The organism is Bradyrhizobium sp. Kon56 (assembly GCF_055807635.1).
Genome location: NZ_JBVVOU010000022.1, coordinates 15,104 through 40,918, shown reverse-complemented (window position 1 = coordinate 40,918; position 25,815 = coordinate 15,104). Strand labels below are relative to the sequence as shown.

Sequence of the window (25,815 nt, the reverse complement as noted above, 5' to 3'; positions counted from 1 at the left end):
ATGCCCGATCGCGCCGAGGGAGCGAACCCTCGGCCGCGAGATCGAACATCGAAGACTTGGGGAGGCCCCGTTCCAGGGTCCGCAGCGCGAACAGGGCGGGCACCGAAAATCGCGAAACAATCTTTCGCGTGTCTGTTTGCTTGGTGCGCTCGGAGGGACTCGAACCCCCACGATTTTACTCACTGCCACCTCAAGGCAGCGCGTCTACCAATTCCGCCACGAGCGCTTTGGGGATGCCGGCTTGAGGCTTGAAGGCCAACCGGATCAACGGCGCCGATCTAACAAATCCGTCAGAGGGGTACAAGCCTCCAAAGGCCCTGAATTCCACAAGCTTGGCAGGAAAGTTCCGGCTCCTTGCGCCGGGATCGGCCTTTTCCGCCTGCCCGGCCGCTACTGCGTGCCCAGGCCGCGACGCGTGCCCGGGCCGCGACGCCTGCCCGGGCCGCTACCGTGTGCCCGGGACACGTGGCAGCATCTGCTTGACCTCGACCGCGATGCGGTTGCGGTCGACCAGCACGACCCCGGAGGCGACCGGCAAATTATTGGCCAGAACCTTGACCTCGTCGGCCTCGGTTGCGTCCAGCTCGATGATGGCGCCGCGGGAAAGACGCAATACCTGATGGATCGGCATGGTCGTCGTCCCGAGGACGACCATGAGGTCCACGGTGACTTTGTCGAGAGTAGGCACTTCAGCACCACCGCAACTTGGGACTAGGACTAGGGACTGGTATTTGCTCCTGGGATCATCACCCGGTTATGGTTAGCCAATGGTTAATTCGCCCCAACACCCCCGCCAAGAGCTCGATTTGACGCCGTTTTCCGCTTCCACCGGCGAGCCGGTGGAATGGCGGATTTCGGACGCGCCGGTGCCCTATCCGGAGGCGGTCGCCGAAATGGAGGCGCGCGTCGCGGCGATCGCGGCCGGTGCAGCCCCGGAGCTGGTCTGGCTGCTGGAGCACCCCCCGCTCTACACGTCCGGCACCTCGGGCAAGACCACCGACCTGCTCGATGCCCGATTCCCGACCTTTGCCACCGGGCGCGGCGGCCAGCTCACCTATCACGGGCCCGGCCAGCGCGTGGCCTATGTCATGCTTGACCTGAAGCGCCGCCGGCCGGATGTCCGGGCCTATGTCGCGAGCCTGGAGGAGCTGATTGTGCAGACGCTCGCCGCCTTCAACATCCGTGGCGAGCGGCGCGAGGACCGGGTCGGCGTCTGGGTCAAGCGGCCCGACAAGGGACCCGAGCACGAGGACAAGATCGCCGCGATCGGCGTCCGGCTGAAGCGCTGGGTCTCGTTTCACGGCATTGCCATCAATGTCGAGCCGGAGCTGTCACATTTCGCCGGCATCGTGCCCTGCGGCGTCGCCGATCCCCGCTACGGCGTCACCTCGCTGGTCGATCTCGGCCAGCTCCTGACGATGAGCGATGTCGACGTGGCGCTTCGGCAAGCCTTCGAGGGGCTGTTCGGGCCGACCCAGGCGCTGATGCCGGAAGCAGCGGCCTAACTTCGGTCTCCCTCATTCTCGGCAAACCCGGAATCAGCTACCCTCGATTCCGGTGTCGCCCACGCCTCCCCCCTCCGCCGGGAAAGCAGATGTCATGCCGGGCGAATTGATCATCGGACCGACTGTTCGAGCGCCAAGGCATAAGGAGGGGTTGCGCTTCAGCTCGCAATGGGAGGTTTTTGCGATGAGACTGTCTGCACCCATTTATCATCTGAAACGAAAAGCGAAGCGCTTGTCCCGCGAGGTAGGCATCCCGCTGCACGATGCGCTCGACCGCGTCGCTGCGACGCAAGGCTTTTCCGCATGGAGCCTGCTCGCGGCGAAAGCGGCCACAGCGACGCCGGCCAACCGGCTTTTCCCGCAATTCCAACCGGGTGACCTGGTGCTGGTGGGCGCGCGTCCCGGCCAGGGCAAGACCCTGATGAGCCTCGGGCTTGCCGTAGAGGCGATGCGGTCGGGCCACCGCGCCGCGTTCTTCTCGCTCGAATACACCGAGAAAGACGTTCTGGATCGCTTTCGGGCGATCGGCGTGGATCTGGCGGGGTTCGAAAAACTCTTCGAGATCGATTGCTCCGACGCCATCAGTGCCGACTATGTCGTCAAGCAGATGGCCGCAGCACCGCGCGGCACGGTCGTGGTGATCGACTATCTGCAGCTGCTGGACCAGCGGCGGGAAAATCCCGACCTCACCGTTCAGGTGCGCGCGTTGAAATCATTCGCGCACGACAAGGGATTGATCGTCGTCTTCATCTCGCAGATCGACCGTTCCTATGATTCCTCGCTCAAACCCTGCCCTGACCTGGACGATGTCAGGCTGCCGAACCCGCTCGACCTGAAGCTGTTCGACAAGACCTGTTTCCTGAACAAGGACGAAGTTCAGTTTCGCATAGCGAGCTGACGATCCCTGGCAACGGTTCAGGCCGCGGGTGCGGTTATTCACCCGCGGCCTCCCTCCTCACGCCTTCTCCGGCGAAACCTCGAGCTTGCCGGCGATGTAGCGCCGCTCCTGGGTCAGGCCGCCAAAGCCATAGGCGTCGCCCTTGACCTCGTCGACATGCAGATAGGTCTCGTGATGCAGCGGGCCCAGGATCCCGGCCATGCGCTGGAACATCGCGGCGAGATAGGCGGCCTTCTCGTCCTTGGTGTTGGTGCCTTCGCTGACGTGAATGTCGATCCAGTAGCTCGCGAGCTTTTGCTCTGCGAGCGACTTGCCGCCAGCGAACCAGTCGCTCGCCTCCACCGACTTCACGATAATGGCCGTGACCTCAGGGTCCTTGTGCAGGATTTTTGCGGTGAGCTCGGATACGGCGCTCGCGATGTCGGCCTTCAGCGGCGGCGACTGGCGCGGGGTGGTGTAGGACACGGTGATCAGCGGCATGGTCGTTCTCCTCGGATGTCGCGCAGATGTTGCGCGGCGTTGGTGAGAAGCTAGACCCGCCCTCGACATTTTGGTATCTTATCTCAGTTGATACCAGTGATAAGAAATCGTAATGATAGCAACGCTCGACATCGCCACCGTCCAGGCCTTCCTGCTGGTCGCCGACCTCCAGAGTTTCACGCGGACCGCCGAAGCGCTCGGCACGACCCAGGCGGCTGTCAGCCTCAAGCTGCAACGGCTGGAGACGCTGCTGGGAAAACGTCTCGTCGAGCGCTCGCCGCGCGCGGTGCGGCTCACGGCAGACGGCGCGACGTTCCTGGAGCGCGCCCGCGCGCTGATCGCGGCGCATGACCGCGCGCTATCGGGCGAGGCCTCAGTCGCGCAGTCGCTCTCGCTCGGCATCTCCGACCATGCTGCGGGGCCGGAGCTGGTACCCCTGCTCGAACGCCTGCATGCGATGTCGTCGAACCTCACGCTTGCCGTCATCATCGGCTTCTCGCGCGAGATGCAGGAGGCCTATGATGCGGGCCGACTGGATGCGGTGATCGTGCGCCAGGAAGGCAGCCGGCGCGGCGGAGAGACGCTGGCCGAGGACGAATTCGGCTGGTTCGCGTCACGACGCTTCACCGTGCCAAAGGGGCAGCCTTTGCCGCTCGCGACGCTCGCCCCGCCCTGCGGCGTCCGCGCCATCGCTGTGCGCGCGCTCGACAAGGCCGGCCTGAAATGGCGTGAGCGCTTCGTCGGCGGCGGCGTCACCGCCGTGGTTGCAGCCGCGCTCGCCGGACTTGCAATCGCGCCGCTGGCGCGACGGATCGCGCCGGTAGGCCTGGTCGACGTCGGCCCCGCCCACAAGCTGCCGAAACTCGGCAGCTCAAAGGTGATGCTCCATTCGAAGGTCAGCGATCCCGCAAAGCTGGCGGCGCTGCGTGCGGTGGCGGCGACGTTCCGTAGCGTGGCGGCGGTCTGACGCGCACGGCTTTCCGGCTCGAATGCGGGCGAGCGTCTGCTGGCTCGCGTCCTGCATACGGACGCGCAATGTTGCCTAAAAATGTTCCAACCTCCGGGAACAATCCGCCACCTACTGCGTTTGCCCCCGTTGAGGCAGGGTCCGGGAATGGTCGAGAAGTCTAGTCAGCAGAGGGATTTGTTCGAAAGCGAACGCAGTTTCCGCCTGTTAGTTGAAGGAGTTGCGGACTACGCACTCTACATGCTGGATCCCACCGGGAGAATCACCAGCTGGAACATTGGCGGCGAGCGCATCAAGGGCTATTCACCCGGGGAGATCCTCGGCCAACACTTTTCCCGGTTCTACACCGAGACCGACCGCGCCAACGGCAAGCCCGCCCGTGCGCTCGGCATCGCGCGGGAAAAGGGCCGCTACGAGGAGGAAGGCTGGCGCGTCCGCAAGGACGGCACCTTCTTCTGGGCCAGCGTCGTGATCGATCCGATCTACGAGGCCGGCGAGCTGGTCGGCTTCGCCAAGATCACGCGCGACATCACCGAGCGGCGCAATACCCAGCTCAAGCTCGAGGCGATGCAGAAGCAGCTCGCCGAATCCCAGAAATTCGACGCGCTCGGTCAGCTCACCGGCGGGGTCGCCCACGATTTCAACAACCTCCTGATGATCATCAGCGGCAGCCTCCACATGCTGAAACGAGGGGCCGACGACGAAGCCAAGCTTCAGCGCGCGATCTCGGCCATCGAAACCGCTACCAGGCGCGGCGCCGCGCTAACCAACCAGCTCCTCACCTTCGCGCGGCGGCAGAGCGTCAATCCGCAGGCGATCGACTTCGCCGACCGCATCGCGGCGATCCGCGAGGTACTCGATGCCGGCGTCGGCAGCTCCGTGCGCCTGGCTTTCGACGTCAGCGACGACGTCTGGCCGATCAGGACCGACGTTTCCGAGCTCGAGACCGCGCTGCTCAACCTTGTCATCAATGCCCGCGACGCGATGCCCGACGGAGGCACGGTGACGATCGCAGCGCGCAATCTCGTGCTCGACGAGGACCCCCTCGTGGGCGAATTCATCGCGATCGACGTCACCGATACCGGCCTCGGCATTCCCTCCGACGTTCTCGACAAGATCTTCGAGCCGTTCTTCACGACCAAGGCGATCGGAAAAGGCACTGGCCTCGGTCTCTCCCAGGTGCACGGCTTCGCCCATCAGGCCGGCGGCACGGTCCGGGTCGCGAGCGCGCTCGGCAAGGGCACGACCTTCACCATCCTGCTGCCGCGCGGAGAAGACGAGCCATCGCGTGAGGCGGCGGGAGAACCGGCGTTCCAAGGCAGCGGCACGGTGCTGCTGGTCGAGGACAATCCGGACGTCGCCGCCGTCAGCATCGGCCTTCTAGAGCAGCTCGGCTATCAGGTGCGCCGGGTCGCGGACGCCGAAGCCGCCTTGAGCGAGATCGAGAAGAACGGCGTCGACTTCGTGTTCTCGGATATCGTCATGCCCGGCAAGATGGACGGGCTCAGCCTCGCCCATCACCTCCGCCAGATCCGCCCCGGCCTGCCGATTCTGCTCGCCACCGGCTACAGCGAAGTCGCCGCAGGCGTGCGCGGCCATTTCCCGATCCTGCGCAAGCCCTACGAGATCCACGAATTGAGCGAAGCGATCGCCAAGCTGCCGCGGTGATTCTTTAGCTACACCGTCGGCAACACCGAAAACGCCTCGCCTGCTCGGCGCAAGTTCAGTTCATCGACGTCGGCCGTCTCGCTGGTGACGCTGTCGACGCGCGAGGACGGCGGGCCGCGGCGGCACAGCGCAACCATGTCCGCGACGTGCTTCGGCGGCCCCGCGAACAGCGCTTCGACGCTGCCGTCACGGCGGTTGCGGACCCAGCCTTCGAGACCGCACGTCGTCGCCTGATACTCGAGCCAGGCCCGGTAGCCTACCCCCTGCACGCGGCCGCGGATCATGACCTGGAGGATCGCCCGGCTCATTGTTTCAGTCCGAGGACATCGGCGCTCCGCGCCTTGACGTCGGCCTCCCGCGTGACGCGGCTGGTCAAGTCCGACGATGGGAGACCTTTGAGATTCTTCGGCGCAGTGCCGTCGCGTAGCGCCTTCTGCGTCTCGTAGACGGCCTGCGTTGCGGCCGCGATCGGCGCGTGGCCCTGAAGCGCGATGCGCACGCGCTGGCCAGCGAGGTATTCGAGCACGTTCAACTCCTCCGGCGCGCCGCCGAGCACGATCGGCAGGCGCGTCGCAGACACGATGGCCTCGAGCTCGGCGCGCGACTTGATGCCGGTGAAGAACAGCGCGTCGACGCCGGTAGCCTCATAAGCTCTGGCGCGGCGGATCGCATCCTCGATCGAGGTGATCGAGGCCGCACCGGTGCGGCCCATGATGACGAGCGAGGGGTCGCCGCGGCCGTCGAGTGCCGCCTTCATCTTGCCGACGCCCTCCTCGAGCGAGATCAGCTGCGTCTTCGCTTCGCCGACGCCAGCCGGCAGCAGCGTGTCCTCGATGGTGAGGCCGGCGGCGCCCGCCGTTTCCAGCTCCTGCACCGTGCGACGCACGTTGAGCGCGTTGCCATAGCCGTGATCGGCATCGACCAACACCGGAAGCGCTGCAGCACGCGACATCCGCCGCATCTGCTCGGCAAGTTCCGTGAGCGTGATCAGCGTGATGTCGGGGTCGCCGAGCACCGCGAGCGAAGCTACCGAGCCGCCGAACATGCCGAGCGGGAAACCGAGATCCTCGGCGATGCGGATCGAGATAGCGTCGTAGACCGAGCCGGGATGGACGCACGTCCCGCCCGACAGGATTGATCGCAGTTTTTCGCGGCGGGAACGAAAGGCCATGGTGATGTCTCGGTTAGGTCACGGACGCCGCAGCATACTCCGTCATTGCGAGCGAAGCGAAGCAATCCAGAAATGCATCCGCAGAGACAGACTGGATTGCTTCGTCGCGGAGCCTGTCATCGGGCCGCGCTTCGCGCGGACCCGGTGGCTCCTCGCAATGACGTTACGCAAACTCCAAAATCAGCGCATCCACCGCGAGCGTCGCGCCGGCGCTGGCGTGGATCTTCTTCACCGTGCCGTCCTGCTCGGCGCGCAGAACGTTCTGCATCTTCATGGCTTCGACCACCGCGAGCGTCTCGCCGGCCTTGACCTCCTGCCCTTCGGTCACCGCGATCGAGACCACGAGACCGGGCATCGGACAAAGCAGCTTCTTGCCGGTGTCGGCAGCCGTGGTCACCGGCATCAGCCGCGCCGAGGCAGCTTCCGCTTCGGTCCAGACATAGACCGGCACCTCGACGCCCTGATGCGCGAGGCGGATACCGTTCGCGATCGGGCGCACCTGCACCGCGACGACATGCCCGTCGATGGTGCCCTGCCAGACAGGATCGCCCGGCTTCCACGGCGACTGCAACAGATGCGCATTGCCGGTCTTGCCGTCAGCATTGACGAAACGCACCGCGACCGCCTCGCCCTCGCGCGCGATCTCCAGCAGGATCTCCTGGCGGTCGAGCCAGACCGCACGGCGACGCTCGCGCTGCACGATGCGGCCGCCCATCTGCCCCGAGATCTGCCGCTTGCGCTCGCCGAGCACGTGATCGATGGCGGCGCCGACCGCAGCGAGCCGCCGTGCGACCTCGCCTTCAGGCACCCGCACGGCAAAGCCCTTGGGGAATTCCTCGGCGATGAAGCCGGTGGAGAGCCGGCCTTCGCGCCAGCGCGGATGATGCATCAGCGCCGACAGGAACGGGATGTTGTGGCGGATACCGTCCACATAGAACGAGTCCAGCGCAGTGGCCTGCGCCTCGATCGCGGCGGCGCGCGACGGCGCGTGGGTGACGAGCTTGGCGATCATCGGATCGTAATGGATCGAGATCTCGCCGCCCTCCTGCACGCCGGTGTCGTTGCGCACGGTGATGCCGTCCTGGCTCGCTTCCGCCGGCGGACGGTATTTCACCAGGCGCCCGATCGAGGGCAGGAAGTTGCGGAACGGGTCCTCCGCGTAGAGGCGCGACTCCACTGCCCAGCCGGTCAGCGTGACGTCCTTCTGCGCAATGGCGAGCTTCTCGCCGGCGGCGACGCGGAGCATCTGCTCGACGAGGTCGACGCCGGTGACCAGCTCGGTGACAGGATGCTCGACCTGGAGGCGCGTGTTCATCTCCAGGAAGTAGAAGCTCTTGTCCTGCCCCGCGACGAATTCGACGGTGCCGGCGGAGTCGTAATTCACCGCCTTGGCGAGTGCGACCGCCTGCTCGCCCATCTTACGGCGGGTGGCTTCGTCGAGCAGCGGCGACGGCGCTTCCTCGATGACCTTCTGGTTGCGGCGCTGGATCGAGCATTCGCGCTCGCCGAGATAGATCACGTTGCCGTGCTTGTCGCCGAGCAGCTGGATCTCGATATGGCGGGGATCGACGATGAACTTCTCGATGAAGACCCGGTCGTCACCGAACGAGGCCTTGGCCTCCGCCTTGGCGAGGTTGAACCCTTCGGCGACCTCGGAGGTCGAATGCGCGATGCGCATGCCCTTGCCGCCGCCGCCGGCGGAGGCCTTGATCATCACGGGATAGCCGATCTCGTCAGCGATCTTGACCGCGTGCGTAGCGTCCTCGATGACGCCGAGATAGCCGGGCACGGTCGAGACTTTTGCCTTCGCGGCAGCCCTTTTGGATTCGATCTTGTCGCCCATCGCCGCGATCGCGCCCGGGTTGGGGCCGATGAAGACGATGCCGGCCGCCTCCAGCGCGCGCGGAAACGCCTCGCGCTCGGACAGGAAGCCGTAACCGGGATGCACGGCCTCGGCGCCGGTCTTGCGGCAGGCCTCCACGATCTTCTCGATCACCAGATAACTCTCGGCCGCAGCCGGCGGGCCGATCAGCACGGCCTCGTCGGCCATCTCGACATGGAGAGCGTCGCGGTCGGCCTCGGAATAGACCGCGACCGTCTGAACTCCCATGCGGCGAGCGGTCTTGATGACCCGGCAGGCGATTTCGCCGCGATTGGCGATCAGAATGCGTTTGAACATGCTTTTCTTGAGTCTCGACCTTGGGCGGGACCCTTCCCTGGCCGTTGGAGCCTATGGGAGGGGCCGTGTGGCTCCCGTGGTACATCAAAATAGGCTGGAGGCAACGGTCAAAATCCGGCCCCTCTGGCGTACCAGCGCAAGACCGAAGCAAGACCGAAACGGGCCTGACAGGCCCCGGACGGCCTACGGCTTCCCGGCCTTGCCCACGTTCCGGACCAGGCCGTGAATGAAGCCGAGCTTGTCGACAACGACCGGCGAGAGGATGAACGGATAGAGATCGCGCATGCCCATGGCGCGGTTGACGCTGTTCATGGCGAAGGTGAAGGGCAGCCATGCGTTGACGATGGCCTCGACGTCCCTCGCTTCGTACGGGTTGAAGCGGATGCGCGCCGTCAACTCCCCGTCGCGGTCCACCCTGGGCCGCACCTCCATGCCGAACTCGCTAGCCATCTCCAGAGTGTCGACGATGTGAAGATAGTGCGCCCAGGTCTCGGCGAAATCTTCCCAGGGATGCGTGGTCGCGTAGGCAGAAACGTAGTTCTGCTGCCAGTCCGGCGGGGCGCCTTCGGCATAGTGGCGCTGCAAGGCCTGACCGTAATCGGCGGAATCGTCGCCGAACACGGCGCGGCATTCGTCCAGCATGCCGCCGTCGCGCACCAGCACGTCCCAGAAATAGTGCCCGACCTCGTGGCGGAAATGCCCGAGCAGCGTCCGGTAGGGCTCGCCCATCTCCAGCCTGCGCCGCTCGCGCTCGATGTCGTCGGCCTCGGTCAGCGCGATCGTGATCAGGCCGTTGTCGTGGCCGGTCAGGACCTTCTGCCCGCTCTGCGGATCGTCGGCGAGGAAATTGAAGATCAGGCCATGTTCGGGATTGTCCTGCCGGGTCTGGAGCGGCAGCTTCCAGCGGATCAGGGAATAGAACAGCCGGTGCTTCGCCATCTCCAGCTCGCGCCAGCCGGCGAGTTGCGCCTGATCCGACAGATCCGGCACGACGCCGTTATGCCGGCAGGCGCGGCAATAGCCGGTGGTATCACCTGCATCCGTCAGCCAGTTGCAGGAATCATATTCGGCATTACGGCACGGCATGCGTCCGCTGCCCTTGTCGGCGAGCGTGGCCCAGACCTCTCCGTCGGGCTCGATCGCCGACATCGTCTCCTTCTCCGGCAGGAACGCGACCCGATGGCCGCAGCGTTCACAGGTGCGGTTCTCGAAATAGAGGACGTTGCCGCAGGCCTGGCAGACAAAAAGCTTCAAGATTTAGCCTCTTCGGAAAGGGAGCTTTTGGGAATGACAGTTGTGGCGCCTCGCGGATACGCGCGCGGCGGGCTCATCGTTCCAATGTTCGGAACAAATAGCCAGACTTGGCGTTCGCTCATGCCCACCATACTGCATCCGGCGACGCCTTTCTTTCCATATTCCCTCTGAGCAATGGCCATCGCGCTACGTCTGTGTGAATATCGGTCCGCCACGTGCGCTCTCGCATCACAACGGCCAACGCCTTGAACGATCCTTTGCCCGAGACCATCGCCGCCGAAAAGCTGCGCCAGCACCTGGAAGATGTTGCGCGCGAGCGCGACAACGCCTATCGCGCGCTCCAGGAGCGCGAAGCCGAACTTGCGCGCATCCAGCGCATCGGCAAGGTCGGCGGTCTCGAAGTCGATTTCCGCGAAGGCTTCAAGAACCGCCGTTCGCCGGAATATCTGATGCTTCACGGCCTGCCGCCGGAAGCTGCCGACGAGTCGCACGAGGACTGGATCAATCGCATTCATCCCGGCGACCGGGACGCTACGGTGATGCACTTCATCGAAGCGCTGTCCGGCACCAGTGAGGACTATACCGCAGAATACCGCATCATCCGCCCCAGCGACGGCGAGACCCGCTGGATCCGCGTCGTCGCCAAGATCGAGCGGGACGGTGGCGGCCGCGCCCTTCGCCTCGTCGGCGCCCATATCGACGTCACCGACCAGATGCTGGTGCGTGAGACCCTGCGCGAGAGCGAAGAGCGCTTCCGGCTGATCGCCGACAGCGCCCCGGTGCCGATCTGGGTCACCAAACTCGACCGCACACGGTCCTTCGCCAACCAGGCCTATGTCGATTTCGTCGGCCTGCCCTACGACCAGGCCATTGCCTTCGACTGGCGCAAGGTGCTGCATCCGGACGACCTGCCCCACGTGCTACAGCAATCCGTTCAGGGCGAAGCATCACTCAAACCGTTCGTGCTGGAAGCCCGCTACAAGAACGCCGCCGGCGAATGGCGCTGGCTGCGTTCGGAATCGCAGCCGCGCTGGGACCCGACCGGCAGGCATATCGGCTTCATCGGCGTTGCCCATGACATCACGGTGGCCAAACAGGCCGAGATCGAGCTCCGGCAGCTCAACGAGACGCTGGAAGAACGCATCGTCCAGCGCACCGCCGAACTCGAATCCAACGAGGCGCGGCTGCGCGCCATCCTGGAGACCAGCAACCAGTATCAGGGCCTCGTCAATCTCAGTGGCGAGCTGCTTTACGCCAACACGACCGTGCTCGACGCCATCAAGGCGAGCCCTGCGGATGTGATCGGAAAGCCGTTGTGGCAGACGCCCTGGTTCAGCACGACGGAGGGCATGGGCGCACGAGTGCGCGAGGCCTTCGACACCGTGCTCAAGGGCGAAGCCGTGCGGATGGAGATGCGCCTGCGCCTTCCCATCGGGGAGCGCGATTTCGAGTTCGGCATGCGCCCGGTGCTCGACCGCCACGGCAACATCACCGGCGCGGTGCCTGAGGCTGTGGACATCACCGAGCGTCGCCGCGGCGAGGAAGCGTTGCGGCAATCGCAGAAGATGGAGGCGATCGGCCAGCTCACTGGCGGCGTCGCGCACGACTTCAACAATCTGCTCACCATCATCCGCTCGGCCACCGATTTCCTGCGCCGCCGCGAGCTGCCGGAGGAGCGCCGTCGCCGCTATGTCGATGCTATCTCGGACACCGTCGAGCGCGCCTCCAAGCTGACCGCCCAGCTGCTGGCGTTTGCGCGCCGGCAGCCGCTGAAACCGCAGATCTTCAACGTCGGCAGCCAGGTTGAAGGGGTCGCGCAGCTGGTCCGGCCGCTGGTCGGTGGCCGCATCGAAATTGCGGTGGAGGTTCACGATGGCGACTGCTTCACGGTCGCCGATATCGCGCAATTCGAGACCGCGCTGATCAACCTCGCCATCAACGCCCGCGACGCCATGGACGGCGAAGGCCGTCTCACCATTGCGGTCCGGAAAGTTCAGGGAATCCCCGACCTCCGCACGCAACCGGCGCGCGGCGGCGACTATGTCGCGATCTCCGTTGCCGACACTGGCAGCGGCATCGCGCCCGAAAACATCGAAGCCATCTTCGAGCCGTTCTTCACCACCAAGGAGGTCGGCAAGGGCACCGGCCTCGGCTTGAGCCAGGCCTTCGGCTTCGCAAAGCAGTCCGAGGGCGACATCGCCGTGACGAGCACCCATGGTGAAGGCGCGACCTTCACCATCTATCTGCCGCGGGCGCACAGCCCCGCGACAGATCAGGAAGCCGCGGCGCTGACCTATGAGGCCGCGGCCACCGGGCGCGGCTATCGCGTGCTCGTGGTGGAAGACGACGACGAGGTCGGCCGGTTCTCCACCGAGCTGCTGGAAGACCTCGGCTATGTCGTCCGCCGCGCCGCCAACGCCAATGCGGCGCTCGCCATTCTCGGCGAGAACGAGTTCGCCGTCGATCTCGTTTTCTCCGACGTCATCATGCCCGGCATGAACGGCGTCGAGCTCGCCGGCATCATCCGCGAACGCTATCCGGGCCTGCCCGTCGTGCTCACCTCTGGTTACAGCAACGTTCTCGCCGAGAACGCCGATCGCGGTTTCGAGCTGATCCAGAAGCCGTATTCGGTCGAAGCCCTGTCGCGCATCTTGCGCAAGGCAATCACGGCAAAGCCGTCGATGGCGCGATGAGTGTTATGGTCGCACGAAGCTGCCACAAACTCCGTAGTTGCGAGCGCAGCGAAACAATCCAAAATCTTTCCGCGGAAACAGTCTGGATTGCTTCGTCGCTGTGCTCCTCGCAATGACGGCGCTATCGCGCCGCTCCAACCCAACGGGCTTTTGAACAACATTGTGGACTGAAACTCGGGCCGAGACGCGGCAATCGCAGATAGCCGTCCGCGCTCGCGGGGGGAAGACATCGACATCGGCTTCCGCTATCGCTGCCGAATGAACCGACACATCTCAAGGATCGAACGTGCCGTCTAACGCCATCTGGGCCTGGAGCATCATCGTCGTCGCGACCGCAGGCGTCATCATCCGGCCCTTTCGCCTGCCGGAGGCGATCTGGGCCATCATCGGCGCCAGTGCGCTCGTGCTGTTCGGTCTGCTGCCCTGGCGGGATGCGCTCACCGGCATCGAGAAAGGCGTGGATGTCTATCTTTTCCTGATCGGCATGATGCTGATCGCCGAGCTGGCGCGGCTCGAAGGCCTGTTCGACTATCTCGCAGCGCTCGCCGTGGAACATGCCGGCGGCTCGCCGCAGCGGCTGTTCCTGCTGATCTACATTGTCGGCACGCTCGTCACCGTCCTGCTCTCGAACGACGCCACCGCGATCGTGCTGACCCCCGCCGTCTATGCCGCGACGCGTGCGGCCGGCGCCAAGCCGCTGCCTTATCTCTTCGTCTGCGCCTTCATCGCCAATGCCGCGAGCTTCGTGCTGCCGATCTCCAACCCCGCCAATCTCGTCGTGTTCGGCGCCCACATGCCTGCGCTCACCGAATGGCTGCGGCTGTTCGCCCTGCCCTCGGCGGCCTCGATCCTGCTGACTTATGTCGTGCTGCGCCTGACCCAGCACCGCGCCCTGAAGGAAGAGACGATCGCGCGCAGAGTGCCGCATCCCAAGCTCGGCCGCGGCGGCAAGCTGACGGCCATCGGCATCGTGGCGATCGGCGTCGTGCTGGTCACGGCCTCCGCGTTGGACAAGCAATTGGGCCTGCCGACCTTCGTTTGCGGCGTGGTGACAGCCGCAATCGTGCTGCTGCTCAACCGGCAATCGCCGCTCCCCGTGCTGCGCGGCGTCTCCTGGAGCGTGCTGCCGCTGGTCGGCGGATTGTTCGTGATGGTGGAAGCGCTGATCAAGACCGGCGTGATCGGGCAGCTCAGCGCGCTGCTGCATGAAGCTGTCGGACAATCCGTGACGAAGGCGGCCTGGAGCGTCGGCATCGCCACCGCGGTCGCCGACAACATCGCCAATAATCTTCCCGTCGGTCTCGTTGCCGGCTCGGTCGCCGCCAGCGATCACTTGCCCGCGCCGGTCGTGAGCGCCATCCTGATCGGCGTCGATCTCGGTCCCAATCTGTCGGTGACCGGTTCGCTCGCCACCATCCTGTGGCTGGTGGCGCTGCGGCGGGAGAAGATCGAAGTCGGCGCCTGGCCGTTCCTCAAGCTCGGACTGCTCGTGACGCCGCCGGCCCTGATCGCGGCCTTGGCGGCCGCGATCAGGTAACTTGCGAGATCAGTCGTTCTCGTAGCCGTAGACTTCCGGCAGGATGAAGATTGCGGCAAGCAATCCGATCAGCGGGAAGATCGCGACGAACAGCGTGGCATTCGCCTGCCCAATCGCCGCGAACAACGACGGGAACAGGAAGATCGCGAGGAACGACGGCAGCTTCACGAACATGTAGGCGAAGCCGCTGGCGGTGCCGCGATATTTCGGCTTGGCGACCATGGTCGGGATCGTCATGCAGTTGGAGGCATCCCAATAATGGCCCCACAGCATCGCGGCAGCCGCGAACGGCAGCAGGATCTTGTTGTCGGTGTAGAGCGCGAAGGCCGCGACCAGCAGCGAGACCAGCACGATCGAGAAGCCCGCGATCGAGATGCCGCGGTGGCCGATTTTCGGGGTCAGCAGCGGACCGACCCAGCCCGACACGGCAGCGAAGGAGAACAGCGCCATCGTCACCAGATTGATGCCGAGCACGCTCGACACGCCGACCATCACGAAGAGCACCGGCAGGTAGAACGCGAAGGTCGAGAACTCGCTGGCCTGCGCGAAGCAGGCGATCCAGCCGTAGATCGTGGCGCGCCAGCGGATCGGATCCTTCTTGAGGTCGGCGAGGAAGTCGCGGGTGGACACCTTGGGCACCTCCACGTCATGGTCCGGCAGCATGGCGAGGTCGTCGTTGAACATCTCGCGCGCGACCTGCTTGGCCTCGCGGTAGCGTCCCTTCTGCACCAGCCAGACCGCCGTCTCCGGCACGTCGTGCCGCATGATCAGGATGATCAGCGCCGGCAGCGCGCCGAGGCCGAGCGTCACCCGCCATAGCGTTTCGTGGTTGATGTCGAGCAGCAGGAAGATCACGATGACGCCGATCGTCAGGACCTCACCGACCGCGAACATGAATTGCCAGCGGTTGCCCATGACTTCGCGCTCACCCTTGGCCATGGATTCCATGATGTAGGTGTAGCCGGTCGAGATGTCCGAACCGAGCGGAACGCCGAGCAAGAAGCGGATCACGACGAGCCAGAACACATTGGGCACGAAGGCCTGCGCCAGCGCCAGCACGATGAACAGCACCATCGTCACCAGGAACATGACGCGGCGGCCGATCTTGTCGGAGAGCCAGCCGCCGAGCAGCGCACCGATCAGGGCGCCGCCTTGCGTACCGGCCGCGGCCAGGCCCAGCATCAGCGGATCGGGATTGAACTGCTCCTTGATGAAGATCAGCACGAAGGCGATCGAATAGAGATCCCAGGCTTCGACCAGGATCGAGGCCATCATCAGCCAGCCGACCTTGTTGCCCTTGGGACTGTAGTTCGTGATGAGGTAGCGGACCGCGGCTTCGCTCGCGGTCGGTTGTGGCATCGCCATCGTCGACATCTTTGGTCCTCTCTTCAAAACTTTCTTACGTGCCAAGCAGCGGCTCGATGCTGCAATCGAGCAGGCGCGGGTCGATCCCGACCTCCATGCCGGTGAACATCTCGCCCATGTAGTCGATCAGTGCATCGCTCGCCTTCACCGCGTCCTCGACGCGGCGGCCGGCGACCGCGGCGAGAATGGCGAGGTGACGATCGATCGTGCCTGACAGTTCGGCCTGTCCCGGCATGAACCGGTGGTGGATGTAGCCGATGCGCCGGTACAGCGTGTGTAACGGCCGTAGCGTGTGCACCAGAAACGGCTCGCCTGCCGCCTCCAGCACCAGCGCGTCGATGCGGCGGTCAATACTGTTGAACTCGTCGAGGGTCAGAGTGGCGCGGCGCTCGCGCAAAAGGCGCTCGATATGCAGCGCCTGATTGCGGTGCGAGAGGCTGGCGCGATCGGCCGCAAGCCGGATCACGAAGCGCTCCATGTCGCGGCGCAAGGCCAGCAGCATGCGCTCGCGTGCCAGATCGATCGGCGCAATGCGCAGACCGTGGCGCGGTCGGATGATGATCAACGTATCGGCGGAGAGACGATTGACGGCGTGATGAACCGGCGTACGGCCGAAGCCGGTGATGTGCTGCAATTCCAGCATCGTCATGAACTGGCCTGGCTTGAGCTCGCAATGGACGAGCAGCTCTTCGATCCTCTGATAGGCCAGCTCGAAGAAGTTGAGACGATTGCGCCGGGAGGGCTTGCCCTCGCCGTCGTCGTTCCTCACCACCTCGAGCGCGCGCTTGCGCGTTGCCATGTCGTCTCTCCCTCAGCCCGCGCCGTCGTTGCAGGGCGGCCGCCTTGTTGGTGATATCCCTAAAACATGTTGTGATATATTACAAGCGGGCGTAAGACTTGACGCCTGCCCGCACCATGTTGCGGTGCGCAATGACAACAAGACGGCGCTGCGCGCGCCTGCTATGGGAGGAGTTGCCGTGAAAATCACGTCGATAGAGACGCTGCGCACCGAAGAATTCTCCAACGTCATCTGGGTGCGCGTCCACACCGACACGGGCATGATCGGTCTCGGCGAAACCTTTTACGGCGCCGGCGCAGTCGAGGCGCAGATCCACGACACCTTTGCCGGCCGCCTGCTCGGCCGCAATCCGCTGCACATCGAGGCGATCCATCGCGACATGCTGAACCTGCCGATGGCGCAGTCGTCCACCGGCGTCGAATATCGCGCGGCCTCGGCAATCGACATCGCGCTGTGGGACCTGTTCGGCAAGGTCTGCAATCAGCCGGTCCATCAGATGCTCGGCGGCCTCTGCCGCGACAAGCAGCGCATCTACAACACCTGCGCCGGCACCCAATATGTCCGCTCCACCAATATCAGCCCGGTCGCGAACTGGAATCTTGGCGCTGCCAAGAGTCCCTACGAAGACCTCGACGGCTTCATGCACCGCGCCGACGCGCTTGCCGAAAACCTGCTGGAGAGCGGCATCTCCGCCATGAAGATCTGGCCGTTCGATCCGGCGGCGCAGGAGAACAAGGGTCTCTACATCTCCGCCGCGCAGATGAAGCAGGCGATCGAGCCGTTCGAGAAGATCCGAAAGGCGGTCGGCGACAAGATGGAGATCATGGTCGAGCTTCACTCGCTGTGGAACCTGCCAACCGCAAAACAGATCGCGCGCGCGCTCGAGCCCTACAAGCCGACCTGGTACGAAGACCCGATCCGTATGAACTCGCCGCAGGCGCTGGCCGAATATGCCCGCTGCACCGACGTCTGGGTCTGCGCCAGCGAGACGCTGGGGTCGCGCTTCCCCTACAAGGACATGCTCGACCGCGACGCTATGCATGTGGTGATGGCGGATCTGTGCTGGACCGGCGGCCTCACCGAGGGCCGCAAGATCGCGGCGATGGCCGAGACCTATCACCGGCCCTTCGCACCCCACGACTGCATCGGCCCGATCGGCTTCATCGCCGCCATCCACATGTCGTTCAGCCAGCCCAACACATTGATCCAGGAATCCGTGCGCGCCTTCTACAAGGGCTGGTACAACGAGCTCGTGACCACCATGCCCACGATCAAGGACGGTTTTGTCTATCCGATGGAAGGCCCCGGCCTCGGCGTCGACCTTCTGCCCGCCGTCTTCGACCGCTCCGATCTGACCGTGCGCCGTTCCAACGTCTGAGGATTCTTGAGATGAGCACCGCCCTCTTCGATCTTTCCGGCCGCACCGCGCTCGTGACCGGCTCCTCCCGCGGCCTCGGCCGCGCCATTGCCGAGGGCATGGCCAAGGCCGGCGCCAAGCTGATCATCAACGGCGTCGATCCCAAGCGTGTCGAGCAGGCCGTCGCCGAGTTTCGTGCCGCCGGACATCAGGCGGAAGGCGCCCCGTTCAATGTCACCGACGAGCCTGCGATCGTCGCCGCCTTCAACGACTTCGACAAAAAGGGCATCGCGGTCGACATCCTCGTCAACAATGCCGGCATCCAGCACCGCAAGCCGCTGGTGGAGTTCACCACCGACGAGTGGCGCAAGGTGATCGAGACCAACCTCACCAGCGCCTTCGTCATCGGCCGCGAAGCGGCCAAGCGCATGATCCCGCGCAAGCACGGCAAGATCATCAATATCGGCTCGCTCGGCAGCGAGCTCGCGCGTCCCACGATTGCGCCTTACACCGCCGCCAAGGGCGGCATCAAGAACCTGACCCGCTCGATGGCGGTGGAATGGGCCCAGCACGGCATCCAGGCCAACGCGATCGGCCCCGGCTATATGCTGACCGACATGAACGAGGCGCTGGTCAACAACACTGATTTCAACAACTGGCTGATGGGCCGCGTTCCCTCCAAGCGCTGGGGCCGACCGGACGAGCTGGTGGGCGTTGCGATCTTCCTGGCGTCGGATGCCTCGACCTATGTCAACGGCCAGATCATCTATGTCGATGGCGGCATGATCGCTGCGATGTGAGCCGCGAAACGCTGAGGGAGCTAACCATGCGCGCCGTCGTCATTCACGCACCGAAAGATCTGCGGATCGATAGCTACCCCGATGCAGCGCCCGGTCCGGGCGAAGTCCGCGTCAAGATCGCGAACGGCGGCATCTGCGGCTCCGATCTGCACTACTATCATCACGGCGGCTTCGGTGTCGTGCGCATCCAGCAACCGATGGCGCTGGGGCACGAGATCGCCGGCGTGGTCGCAGCCATCGGTGACGGCGTCACGAACGTGAAGCCGGGCACTCGGGTCGCGGTCAATCCGAGCAAGCCGTGCAGCCGGTGCCTGCATTGCCAGGAAGGCATGCGCAACCAGTGCCTCGACATGCGCTTCCTCGGCAGCGCGATGCGCTTTCCCCATGTGCAGGGCGGCTTTCGCGAATTCATCACGGTCGATGCGGCGCAGGCCGTTGCGATCGCCGACGAGCTATCGCTGGCGGAAGCCGCGGTCGCCGAGCCGCTCGCGGTGTGCCTGCATGCCGGCAAGCAGGCCGGGCCCCTGCTCGGCAAGCGCGTGCTGATCACCGGCTGCGGCCCGATCGGCGCGCTGATGATTTTGGTCTCGCGCTTCGGCGGCGCGGCCGAGATCGTGGTCACCGATGTCGCGGAAGCGCCGCTTGCGGTCGCCAAAAAGCTCGGCGCCACTTACGCCATCAATGTCGCGGCCGGCGCGACGGCGCTCGATCCGTGGCGCACCGGCAAGGGTGTGTTCGACACGCTGTTCGAAGCCTCGGGCAACCAGGCCGCACTCCGCACCGCGCTCGACGTGCTCAGGCCCAGGGCCACGTTGGTGCAGCTCGGCCTGGGCGGCGAAATGACGCTGCCGATCAACTCCATCGTCGCCAAGGAATTGCAGCTCCGCGGCACCTTCCGCTTCGATCCCGAATTCGAGCTGGCGGTGCGGCTGATGGGCGAAGGCCTGATCGACGTCAAGCCGCTGATCACGGCGACCATGCCGTTCGAGAACGCGGTCGCAGCGTTCGAGCTCGCCAGCGACCGCTCGCAGTCGATGAAGGTGCAATTGACGTTCTGATCGATGAGCGCTGCTATTGGTTCTCGATCAGCCGGTCGCTGACCAGCCGCACGGCGCCCCGTTTCCAGGAATAGTCCGCGCCCAGGCGCAGGCCGCTGTCGCCGCGTGCCAGCACCGCGCCGGTCCTGGCATCGCGCACCTGGAAGCCGAGCGTGTATTCGGTGCGGCTGACCCGCCGCACCACCCCGATCAGAGACTGATCCGCACCGAGCCCTTGCGCCATCGCCGCTTCGCAGCCGCCGCAGTCGCGTAAAGCGCGTGCCTTTACCGCCTCCTCGTTCGCGCTGCCGACATCGACGAGGCGGTAGCGGCCGGATTGGCCAAGGGCATCGCGCACACTGCCGGTCACTTCGGCCAGATAGGATGCATCTGCGGCCGCGAGACCGGCGGCCGGCGCCGCGGTGTTGTCCTCGAGCTCGAATTCGAACACCGCCAGCGCGATCGGCGCGGGTGCGCCGAGCGCGGCCATGATCTCGCGGGACACGAAGATCTCGGCACGCTCCCATGATTCATCATTGTCGCCGCGGAAGGTGTAGAGCTTGTCCATCACGACCTTCCTGGCGCCAACGTCGATCACGGCGACCTTGGCCCATTGCACCAGTGTGCTCGTCTTCTGGATGCCGCCGATCACCTTGAACGCCGCGCCGTCCTGGGCCGAGGGCACGAGCCGGTAGCGCCGGTCTCCGCCGATATCTTGCCGGAGCGCAGCCATGAAGGCCGCCAGCCGTCGCTCGTGGGCGGCGGTCTGGTTGGCAGGCTCCGCTGACGTATCGGTATAACTGAAATCGTCCATGGCGACGCCGACGGCAGTCTCGGCACCGAGCGCATAAGCCGGCGGAAGGACGACAAGGAGACAGACTGAGAGGATCAACCGGCGCAGGTGCATAAATGTGCCTCGTATGACGGAGCGGCGCACAATCTGGACGGCGTAATCAGGGCTCGCAGCAGCGCCGGTCCCGGCGATGACCGGGAAAATTTCACGACGGTGCACCGCACTGGCGCCTAGCGGCTTTGCGCTAGGTGCGTTCTGCCGTTTAATGCGGGCGCGACAACCCGTTCGCACCAGGTGCCCGCCGATGTGGAACCGCCCGAGGTTCGATCTCAAAGTCCGTCTGACGTTGCGCGTGGCCGCGATATCGGCCGCCTGCTTCGCCGTTATCTCCGCCTATTTCCTGATTACGGCCGACCGCGCGGCGCATGCGCGCCTCGACGACATCGCCGCCATCGTCGCCAAGACGCTGGAGCTACAGCAGGGCAAGATCCAGTGGGTCGCCAGCCCGCGCTCGGACTTTCCCAACCTCGACCCCGTTTCGGCCTATGTGATGACGCCCGGCCTGTGCCTGGCATTCCGCGGCACGAGCGGCGACATCCTCCAGCGCTTCTGCAGCGGCGCGCCCGCCCCGGCAAACCCACCGCCGCAAGCCTTCACGGCCTTCTATCGCAGCCTGTTCGACCCCGGCCGCGAAGCGGCACGGCCTGTGATCGTGCGCGGAGCGAAGCTTGGCGACGCCGTGGTCTCGGTCGAGCCGGCCGTGCAGACGGCGGAGGCCTGGCACGAGGCCGGCCGCCTGATGCTGGCGCTGGCGATCGCGCTGCCGCTGCTCTGCGCCCTGGTCTACGCCGCGCTGGCACGCGCGCTGCGCCCCACCCGCATGATCCGCACCGGCCTGGAGCGGATTGCCGCCAACGACCTCACCACGCGGCTGCCGCCGTTCGACCTTGCCGAGCTCTCCGCGATCCGCGACGGCTTCAACCATCTCGCCGAAAGCCTCGAGACCGCACTTGCCGAACGCAGCGAGCTGACGCGGAAGCTGATCGCGCTCCAGGACGAGGAGCGCCGCCATCTCGCGCGCGAGCTGCATGACGAGTTCGGCCAGTCGCTCGCCGCCATCCGGGCGCTCGCCTCCTCCGCCCGCCAGACCGCCACGCAGGACTGCCCTTCCTTGCTTGGCGAATGCGACGGCATCGCGCGGACCGCAACCGGCATGATGGAGACGTTGCGCGGCACACTGTTCCGGCTGCGGCCGCCGGATGTCGAGGAGCTCGGGCTCGTCGCCAGCCTCGAAGGCCTGGTCGCGGGCTGGAACGGGCGCAGCCGCGGCGAGACGCGCTTCTCGATCCGGTTCGACGGCGCATTCGAGACCCTGCCGGCCACGATCAGCGCCAGCCTCTACCGGATCGTGCAGGAGGCGCTCACCAATGCCGCCAAGCATGCCGTCGCCACGCGGGTCAGCCTGGAATTGACGATGGGGGCGAGCGAGATCGCGCTTGCGATCGACGATGACGGACGCACGACCGATCCCGTCGCGAAATCCGGAATGGGCCTGCTCGGCATGCGCGAGCGCGTCGCGGCCTTGCGCGGCCAATTGAGCTTCGAGGCCAAGCCGAACGGCGGCTCCGCACTGCGCGTCGTCATTCCGCTCGCAGCCGCCGATCGGCCGCCGCTGGAGCACGCCGCATGAGCGCGGCCGGCGCGACCATTCTGCTGGTCGACGACCATTCCGTCGTCCGCGAGGGCTATCGCTCCGTGCTCCAGAAGCAGCCGGGACTTCGCGTCATCGCCGAAGCCGCCGACGGCGCCGAGGCCTATCGTCTCTACAAATCGGAGGCGCCCGACCTCGTCATCATGGATCTGAGCATGCCCGGCATCGGCGGCATCGAGGCGGTCAGGCGCATCAGGCAGTGGGACAAGGGCGCGAGGATCCTCGTCTTCACCATGCACGAGAATGCCGGCTTTGCCGTGCAGGCGATCCGCGCCGGCGCCAGGGGCTACGTCACGAAGACCAGTCCGCCGGAGACGCTGGTGCGCGCCGTGATGGACGTGCTTGCCGGCAAGATTGCGATCAGCCCCGACATCGACCATGAGCTCGCGCTGAGCCGGCTGGCTGGGGAAAGCTCTGCCGCCGACGTCCTCACGCCGCGCGAGTTCGAGGTGCTGCGGCTGCTGCTCGCCGAGAATACGACAGAGGAGATCGCCGAGACGCTCCATGTCAGCCCGAAGACGGTGGCGAACCTGCATTCCCTGATCAAGGACAAGCTCGGCGTCGGATCCGACATCGAGCTGGTCCGGCTGGCGCTGCGCCAGGGCATCTTGACGGAGGTCGATCTCGGCGAGGCCTGATTGCTCAAGCCAGATAGCGCGTGAGATAGCCTTCCATCGCGTAGAGCGCACAAAGCGCAAGGCTCGACCACACGGCGGCGGTGAAATACAGGAACATCCAGGTCAGCTCGCCCTTCCAGTGCGCGATGTCGTGGGTCACGACCCAGCGCGTCGAGACGTCATGCAGGCCTTCGAGGAAGCCGAGCAACCGGTTGCCCTCTTCATACCCTGCCCGCCAGCGGCTGAGATACATCGGCACGTCGACGGTGACGAGGAAGGCAAGGAAGCAGGCGATGCCGACGATGCCGGCAATCAGCGCCCAGCGCACCGGCCCCTGGAATTCCGGCATCAGCCGGCACAGCGCGATGCCCGCGAGGAAGAATGTCACCGCCCACAGCGAGTTCTCGATCGCGTTGAAAAGGAAGTTTGTCGTCACCACCGCATACCAGGAGAAGCACTCCGCGATGATGATGATGGGCACGATCACCCACGCGATGTTCACAACCGTCTCGGCGCCCGTCATGGTCCCGAGTTGATGCAGGATGACCGCCCATTGCGCCGCGAAGCACAGTTCGGCCACGGTCGCGACCGTGCGGCCGACGAAGACGCTGGAGAGCCAGGTGTCGAACAGACAGATGCGCTGCACGTCGGCGCGCGGCAGGAACGAGCGGAAGGCGCAGCCGAAGACATAGCCGGCGCAGAGCAGGAACATCAGTCCGATGTCGGAGCCGCCACTGATGCTGCCGGCGGACGTGGGATAGAACGCGCGGTACAGCATGAACCAGGCGAGAATGTTGGCAGCACTGACCAGCGTCAGGGACCCCCACCACCACGCGAGGGGATTTGTCCGCGCCTGCCACTGCAACATGAATCGCTCCGCTGTAATCGATATGACATTCAGTCGTAATAATCCTGTCACAACAACCCACGGAATCACGACGAGAATCTGTGTGCGGCGGAGCTCGTCGCGCACATTTTATCCGCACGGGCAACGCCGCCGCGTGTCCGGATAGTGGACACAAAATACAATTTCATGAATCTATTGGACAACCGCCCCGACCGGGTTCATTAATCCTGGATGGCCAAAACCGCGTCCAAACCGATCCGCGCCTCCTCGTCCGCTGCCGCCGTGCTGGCGGACAGCATCGACGACGCCGCGTTCGCGACGACGCTGGCAAAGGGTCTCGTGGTGCTCGAAGCGTTCAAGGCGGGAGCGACGCAGCTCGGCAACATGGAGCTGTCGACGCTGACCGGGATTCCGCGTCCAACGGTGGCGCGGCTGACGCATACGCTCGCCGAGCTCGGCTACCTCCGCTACGATTCCGAACGCGCCAAATATCGCGTCGGCGCGCGCGCCCTTCGCATGGCGCATCCGCTGCTCGCCGACATGCAGTTCCGCCAGGTCGCACGTCCCATGATGCAGGAGCTGGCGCAAAGCGTGCGCGGCACGGTCTCGATTGGCCTGCTCGATGCGACCTCCATGATCTATGTCGAGACCGCGCGCTCCGGCGACGTCGGCCCGCACGTCCCCGACATCGGCATGCCCATTTCCGTGGTGATGACGGCGATGGGCCGTGCCGCGGCGGCGACCTTGCCGCAGGCCGATGCCGCGCTGCTCGAAGAGCGCATTGCAAGCGAGGATACCGAGCTGTGGTCAGCCGTCCGAGAGACATACCGCGCCGGCCTCGCACAATGCATCAGCCGCGGCTTCTGCACCTGCTTCGGCGAGTACATCGCCTCGATCCATGCCGTCGCCGCGCCGCTGTTTCATGCGCGTGAGGCGAAGCAGGCCTTTTCGATCAATTGCGGCATCCCCGCATTCCGGCTCCAGCCCGGCCAGCTGGAGGGCGAGATCGGCCCGCGCATTGCCGCTCTTGCCGACAGCATCCGCACCATGATTGGGGCGGCACCGACGACCGAAACACAAAAGCAGAACAAGAAGAGCGCCAGGCGATGAACAAGACAATCGGCGCTCCGCCATCGGGAGGCCACCATGACCATCACACGGCGAACATTTTTGGGCACCCTCGCTCTTTCGATATCCGGACTTCCATTCGCCGCACGCGCTGAGGACGCCTGGCCGTCGCGTATGGTGCGGCTGATCTCGCCTTACGGGCCCGGCGGCTCCAACGACATCTCGCTGCGGCTGCTGGCCGAAGAGTTCGGCCGCAACCTGCACCAGCAGTTCATCGTAGAGAACAAGCCGGGCGCCGGCACCCGCATCGCCAACGACACGGTCGCGCATGCGCCGGGCGACGGCTATACCCTCCTCTATGTCGCGGCGCCCTACGCGACCGCCGAAGCGCTGTTCGGCAAGCTGACCTATGAGCGCAAGGATCTGCAGCCCGTCGCGATGGCTGTGATCGCGCCGCTGTTCCTGATCATCAGCGCGGATGCGCCGTTCAAGACGCTTCCCGAATTGATCGCCTACGGCAAATCGAAGCCGGATGGCCTGACCTTCGCCTCGCCCGGCGCCGGCTCGCAGCCGCATCTTGCCGGCGAACTCCTGTTCAGGGATGCCGGCGTCAAGGGTCTCAACATTCCCTTCCGTGGCGATGCCGCGTCCTACACCGAGCTGCTCGCCGGCCGCGTCGATGCCACGCTGACGGCGCTGCCGACCGCACTGCCCTACATCCAGAGCGGAAAGTTCATCGTGCTCGGCGTCGCCTCGGCCGAACGCAGCGCGCTCTATCCGCAAGCGCCGACCCTGCGCGAGCAGGGTTTTCCCAACGTGGCCGCGGCCGGCTGGTACGGTTTCATGGCGCCTTCGACGACGCCGCGGGCCATCGTCGACAAGCTGCAGGCCGAAGTCTTGCGCGCGCTGGCCGAGCCGGTGGTCATGGACAAGCTGACCGCCCAGGGCCTCGAAGTGCGCGCCGGCACCGCGGCCGAGTTCGGTCAGTTCATCGACAACGAAACAAAAAAGTGGACCGGGCTGATCCGCGAGGCCGGTCTCAAGGGCGAGTGACGGTCACGAACAGGGA

At 65.2% G+C, this 25,815-nt stretch carries 23 protein-coding genes and 1 tRNA gene; 13 read left to right on the top strand and 11 right to left on the bottom strand.

All coding sequences use genetic code 11. The features are described 5' to 3' along the window. Nucleotides 1-141 precede the first annotated feature (141 nt). Nucleotides 142-226 (bottom strand) — tRNA-Leu (locus AC0L3B_RS28090). Nucleotides 227-445: 219 nt separating this feature from the next. Further along, nucleotides 446-688 carry a FliM/FliN family flagellar motor switch protein gene (locus AC0L3B_RS28085; protein ID WP_085351347.1) on the bottom strand — a complete coding sequence of 81 codons (243 nt, stop codon included), beginning with the start codon at nucleotides 686-688 and terminating at the stop codon, nucleotides 446-448. Between the two features lie 79 nt (nucleotides 689-767). On the opposite strand from AC0L3B_RS28085, the gene lipB reads away from it, so the two are divergent. After that, the gene (lipB, locus tag AC0L3B_RS28080) at nucleotides 768-1,505 is read left to right on the top strand and encodes a lipoyl(octanoyl) transferase LipB (RefSeq protein WP_247370551.1); all 738 of its coding nucleotides are present in this window, start codon (nucleotides 768-770) and stop codon (nucleotides 1,503-1,505) included. Between the two features lie 184 nt (nucleotides 1,506-1,689). Continuing rightward, on the top strand, nucleotides 1,690-2,403 hold the full coding sequence (locus AC0L3B_RS28075) for a DNA helicase (protein WP_456654041.1): 714 nt from the start codon (nucleotides 1,690-1,692) through the stop codon (nucleotides 2,401-2,403). A gap of 57 nt (nucleotides 2,404-2,460) precedes the next feature. On the opposite strand, the gene AC0L3B_RS28070 is transcribed toward AC0L3B_RS28075, so the two are convergent. Further along, nucleotides 2,461-2,883 carry a tautomerase family protein gene (locus tag AC0L3B_RS28070; RefSeq protein WP_018455230.1) on the bottom strand — a complete coding sequence of 141 codons (423 nt, stop codon included), beginning with the start codon at nucleotides 2,881-2,883 and terminating at the stop codon, nucleotides 2,461-2,463. Nucleotides 2,884-2,995: 112 nt separating this feature from the next. Between AC0L3B_RS28070 and AC0L3B_RS28065 the strand changes: the two genes are divergently transcribed. After that, a complete protein-coding gene (locus AC0L3B_RS28065) occupies nucleotides 2,996-3,850 on the top strand; it encodes a LysR family transcriptional regulator (protein WP_456654040.1) in 855 nt (284 codons plus the stop codon). Nucleotides 3,851-3,997: 147 nt separating this feature from the next. Further along, the gene (locus tag AC0L3B_RS28060; RefSeq protein WP_473381444.1) at nucleotides 3,998-5,518 is read left to right on the top strand and encodes an ATP-binding protein; all 1,521 of its coding nucleotides are present in this window, start codon (nucleotides 3,998-4,000) and stop codon (nucleotides 5,516-5,518) included. An 8-nt stretch (nucleotides 5,519-5,526) separates the two neighbouring features. Here the strand turns inward: AC0L3B_RS28060 and AC0L3B_RS28055 are convergent, their stop codons facing one another. The 4 genes from AC0L3B_RS28055 to AC0L3B_RS28040 all read right to left on the bottom strand — a co-directional run bounded on the left by AC0L3B_RS28055 (nucleotide 5,527) and on the right by AC0L3B_RS28040 (nucleotide 10,122). After that, on the bottom strand, nucleotides 5,527-5,826 hold the full coding sequence (locus tag AC0L3B_RS28055; RefSeq protein WP_473381443.1) for an acylphosphatase: 300 nt from the start codon (nucleotides 5,824-5,826) through the stop codon (nucleotides 5,527-5,529). Continuing rightward, on the bottom strand, nucleotides 5,823-6,689 hold the full coding sequence (locus tag AC0L3B_RS28050; protein ID WP_473381442.1) for an isocitrate lyase/PEP mutase family protein: 867 nt from the start codon (nucleotides 6,687-6,689) through the stop codon (nucleotides 5,823-5,825). Before AC0L3B_RS28050 ends, AC0L3B_RS28055 begins: the two co-directional genes overlap by 4 nt. Nucleotides 6,690-6,852: 163 nt before the next feature. Next, a complete protein-coding gene (locus AC0L3B_RS28045; RefSeq protein ID WP_018455235.1) occupies nucleotides 6,853-8,868 on the bottom strand; it encodes an acetyl-CoA carboxylase biotin carboxylase subunit in 2,016 nt (671 codons plus the stop codon). Between the two features lie 183 nt (nucleotides 8,869-9,051). Further along, complete coding sequence (locus AC0L3B_RS28040) at nucleotides 9,052-10,122, bottom strand: zinc-binding metallopeptidase family protein (RefSeq protein ID WP_473381441.1); 1,071 nt, start codon at nucleotides 10,120-10,122, stop codon at nucleotides 9,052-9,054. Between the two features lie 215 nt (nucleotides 10,123-10,337). On the opposite strand from AC0L3B_RS28040, the gene AC0L3B_RS28035 reads away from it, so the two are divergent. Together AC0L3B_RS28035 and AC0L3B_RS28030 are read left to right on the top strand one after the other, a co-directional pair. After that, nucleotides 10,338-12,815: a PAS domain S-box protein gene (locus AC0L3B_RS28035; protein WP_473381440.1), complete on the top strand. Its 2,478-nt coding sequence runs from the start codon at nucleotides 10,338-10,340 to the stop codon at nucleotides 12,813-12,815. Nucleotides 12,816-13,101: 286 nt separating this feature from the next. Beyond that, entirely contained in the window at nucleotides 13,102-14,352 is a 1,251-nt protein-coding gene (locus tag AC0L3B_RS28030; protein ID WP_018455238.1) for an arsenic transporter, read from the top strand. Nucleotides 14,353-14,361: 9 nt separating this feature from the next. Here the strand turns inward: AC0L3B_RS28030 and AC0L3B_RS28025 are convergent, their stop codons facing one another. After that, entirely contained in the window at nucleotides 14,362-15,726 is a 1,365-nt protein-coding gene (locus AC0L3B_RS28025) for an MFS transporter (protein ID WP_085351341.1), read from the bottom strand. A gap of 25 nt (nucleotides 15,727-15,751) precedes the next feature. After that, complete coding sequence (locus tag AC0L3B_RS28020) at nucleotides 15,752-16,516, bottom strand: GntR family transcriptional regulator (protein WP_085351340.1); 765 nt, start codon at nucleotides 16,514-16,516, stop codon at nucleotides 15,752-15,754. A gap of 178 nt (nucleotides 16,517-16,694) precedes the next feature. Here AC0L3B_RS28020 and AC0L3B_RS28015 point away from each other — a divergent pair, with 178 nt between their 5' ends. Genes AC0L3B_RS28015 through AC0L3B_RS28005 form a run of 3 tightly spaced genes read left to right on the top strand, consistent with a single transcriptional unit; the run spans nucleotide 16,695 to nucleotide 19,731 of the window. After that, nucleotides 16,695-17,894: a mandelate racemase/muconate lactonizing enzyme family protein gene (locus AC0L3B_RS28015; RefSeq protein ID WP_018455241.1), complete on the top strand. Its 1,200-nt coding sequence runs from the start codon at nucleotides 16,695-16,697 to the stop codon at nucleotides 17,892-17,894. Nucleotides 17,895-17,905: 11 nt separating this feature from the next. After that, a complete protein-coding gene (locus AC0L3B_RS28010) occupies nucleotides 17,906-18,673 on the top strand; it encodes an SDR family oxidoreductase (protein ID WP_473381439.1) in 768 nt (255 codons plus the stop codon). A gap of 26 nt (nucleotides 18,674-18,699) precedes the next feature. Continuing rightward, entirely contained in the window at nucleotides 18,700-19,731 is a 1,032-nt protein-coding gene (locus AC0L3B_RS28005; protein ID WP_473381438.1) for an L-idonate 5-dehydrogenase, read from the top strand. 13 nt (nucleotides 19,732-19,744) lie between these two features. On the opposite strand, the gene AC0L3B_RS28000 is transcribed toward AC0L3B_RS28005, so the two are convergent. Further along, entirely contained in the window at nucleotides 19,745-20,617 is an 873-nt protein-coding gene (locus tag AC0L3B_RS28000) for a DUF3280 domain-containing protein (RefSeq protein ID WP_018455244.1), read from the bottom strand. A 190-nt stretch (nucleotides 20,618-20,807) separates the two neighbouring features. Here AC0L3B_RS28000 and AC0L3B_RS27995 point away from each other — a divergent pair, with 190 nt between their 5' ends. Together AC0L3B_RS27995 and AC0L3B_RS27990 are read left to right on the top strand one after the other, a co-directional pair. Beyond that, a complete protein-coding gene (locus AC0L3B_RS27995) occupies nucleotides 20,808-22,193 on the top strand; it encodes a HAMP domain-containing sensor histidine kinase (RefSeq protein WP_473381437.1) in 1,386 nt (461 codons plus the stop codon). Then, nucleotides 22,190-22,852 (top strand): response regulator, encoded by a 663-nt coding sequence (locus AC0L3B_RS27990; protein WP_018455246.1) that lies wholly within the window; start codon nucleotides 22,190-22,192, stop codon nucleotides 22,850-22,852. Before AC0L3B_RS27995 ends, AC0L3B_RS27990 begins: the two co-directional genes overlap by 4 nt. A gap of 4 nt (nucleotides 22,853-22,856) precedes the next feature. Here the strand turns inward: AC0L3B_RS27990 and AC0L3B_RS27985 are convergent, their stop codons facing one another. Further along, complete coding sequence (locus tag AC0L3B_RS27985; protein WP_018455247.1) at nucleotides 22,857-23,699, bottom strand: hypothetical protein; 843 nt, start codon at nucleotides 23,697-23,699, stop codon at nucleotides 22,857-22,859. 210 nt (nucleotides 23,700-23,909) lie between these two features. Here AC0L3B_RS27985 and AC0L3B_RS27980 point away from each other — a divergent pair, with 210 nt between their 5' ends. Together AC0L3B_RS27980 and AC0L3B_RS27975 are read left to right on the top strand one after the other, a co-directional pair. Further along, nucleotides 23,910-24,788 (top strand): IclR family transcriptional regulator, encoded by an 879-nt coding sequence (locus AC0L3B_RS27980; protein WP_456654035.1) that lies wholly within the window; start codon nucleotides 23,910-23,912, stop codon nucleotides 24,786-24,788. A 36-nt stretch (nucleotides 24,789-24,824) separates the two neighbouring features. Next, nucleotides 24,825-25,799 carry a Bug family tripartite tricarboxylate transporter substrate binding protein gene (locus AC0L3B_RS27975; protein WP_026232910.1) on the top strand — a complete coding sequence of 325 codons (975 nt, stop codon included), beginning with the start codon at nucleotides 24,825-24,827 and terminating at the stop codon, nucleotides 25,797-25,799. Nucleotides 25,800-25,815 lie beyond the last annotated feature (16 nt).

Coding starts and splice junctions, on each gene's coding strand:
- AC0L3B_RS28075 (WP_456654041.1), top strand. CDS start 1,690: ATGAGACTGTCTGCACCCATTTATCATCTGAAACGAAAAGCGAAGCGC.
- AC0L3B_RS28005 (WP_473381438.1), top strand. CDS start 18,700: ATGCGCGCCGTCGTCATTCACGCACCGAAAGATCTGCGGATCGATAGC.
- AC0L3B_RS27980 (WP_456654035.1), top strand. CDS start 23,910: ATGGCCAAAACCGCGTCCAAACCGATCCGCGCCTCCTCGTCCGCTGCC.
- lipB (WP_247370551.1), top strand. CDS start 768: ATGGTTAATTCGCCCCAACACCCCCGCCAAGAGCTCGATTTGACGCCG.
- AC0L3B_RS27985 (WP_018455247.1), bottom strand. CDS start 23,699: ATGTTGCAGTGGCAGGCGCGGACAAATCCCCTCGCGTGGTGGTGGGGG.
- AC0L3B_RS28050 (WP_473381442.1), bottom strand. CDS start 6,689: ATGGCCTTTCGTTCCCGCCGCGAAAAACTGCGATCAATCCTGTCGGGC.
- AC0L3B_RS28070 (WP_018455230.1), bottom strand. CDS start 2,883: ATGCCGCTGATCACCGTGTCCTACACCACCCCGCGCCAGTCGCCGCCG.
- AC0L3B_RS28055 (WP_473381443.1), bottom strand. CDS start 5,826: ATGAGCCGGGCGATCCTCCAGGTCATGATCCGCGGCCGCGTGCAGGGG.
- AC0L3B_RS28045 (WP_018455235.1), bottom strand. CDS start 8,868: ATGTTCAAACGCATTCTGATCGCCAATCGCGGCGAAATCGCCTGCCGG.
- AC0L3B_RS27975 (WP_026232910.1), top strand. CDS start 24,825: ATGACCATCACACGGCGAACATTTTTGGGCACCCTCGCTCTTTCGATA.
- AC0L3B_RS28060 (WP_473381444.1), top strand. CDS start 3,998: ATGGTCGAGAAGTCTAGTCAGCAGAGGGATTTGTTCGAAAGCGAACGC.
- AC0L3B_RS28010 (WP_473381439.1), top strand. CDS start 17,906: ATGAGCACCGCCCTCTTCGATCTTTCCGGCCGCACCGCGCTCGTGACC.
- AC0L3B_RS27995 (WP_473381437.1), top strand. CDS start 20,808: ATGTGGAACCGCCCGAGGTTCGATCTCAAAGTCCGTCTGACGTTGCGC.
- AC0L3B_RS28065 (WP_456654040.1), top strand. CDS start 2,996: ATGATAGCAACGCTCGACATCGCCACCGTCCAGGCCTTCCTGCTGGTC.
- AC0L3B_RS28000 (WP_018455244.1), bottom strand. CDS start 20,617: ATGCACCTGCGCCGGTTGATCCTCTCAGTCTGTCTCCTTGTCGTCCTT.
- AC0L3B_RS28025 (WP_085351341.1), bottom strand. CDS start 15,726: ATGTCGACGATGGCGATGCCACAACCGACCGCGAGCGAAGCCGCGGTC.
- AC0L3B_RS27990 (WP_018455246.1), top strand. CDS start 22,190: ATGAGCGCGGCCGGCGCGACCATTCTGCTGGTCGACGACCATTCCGTC.
- AC0L3B_RS28020 (WP_085351340.1), bottom strand. CDS start 16,516: ATGGCAACGCGCAAGCGCGCGCTCGAGGTGGTGAGGAACGACGACGGC.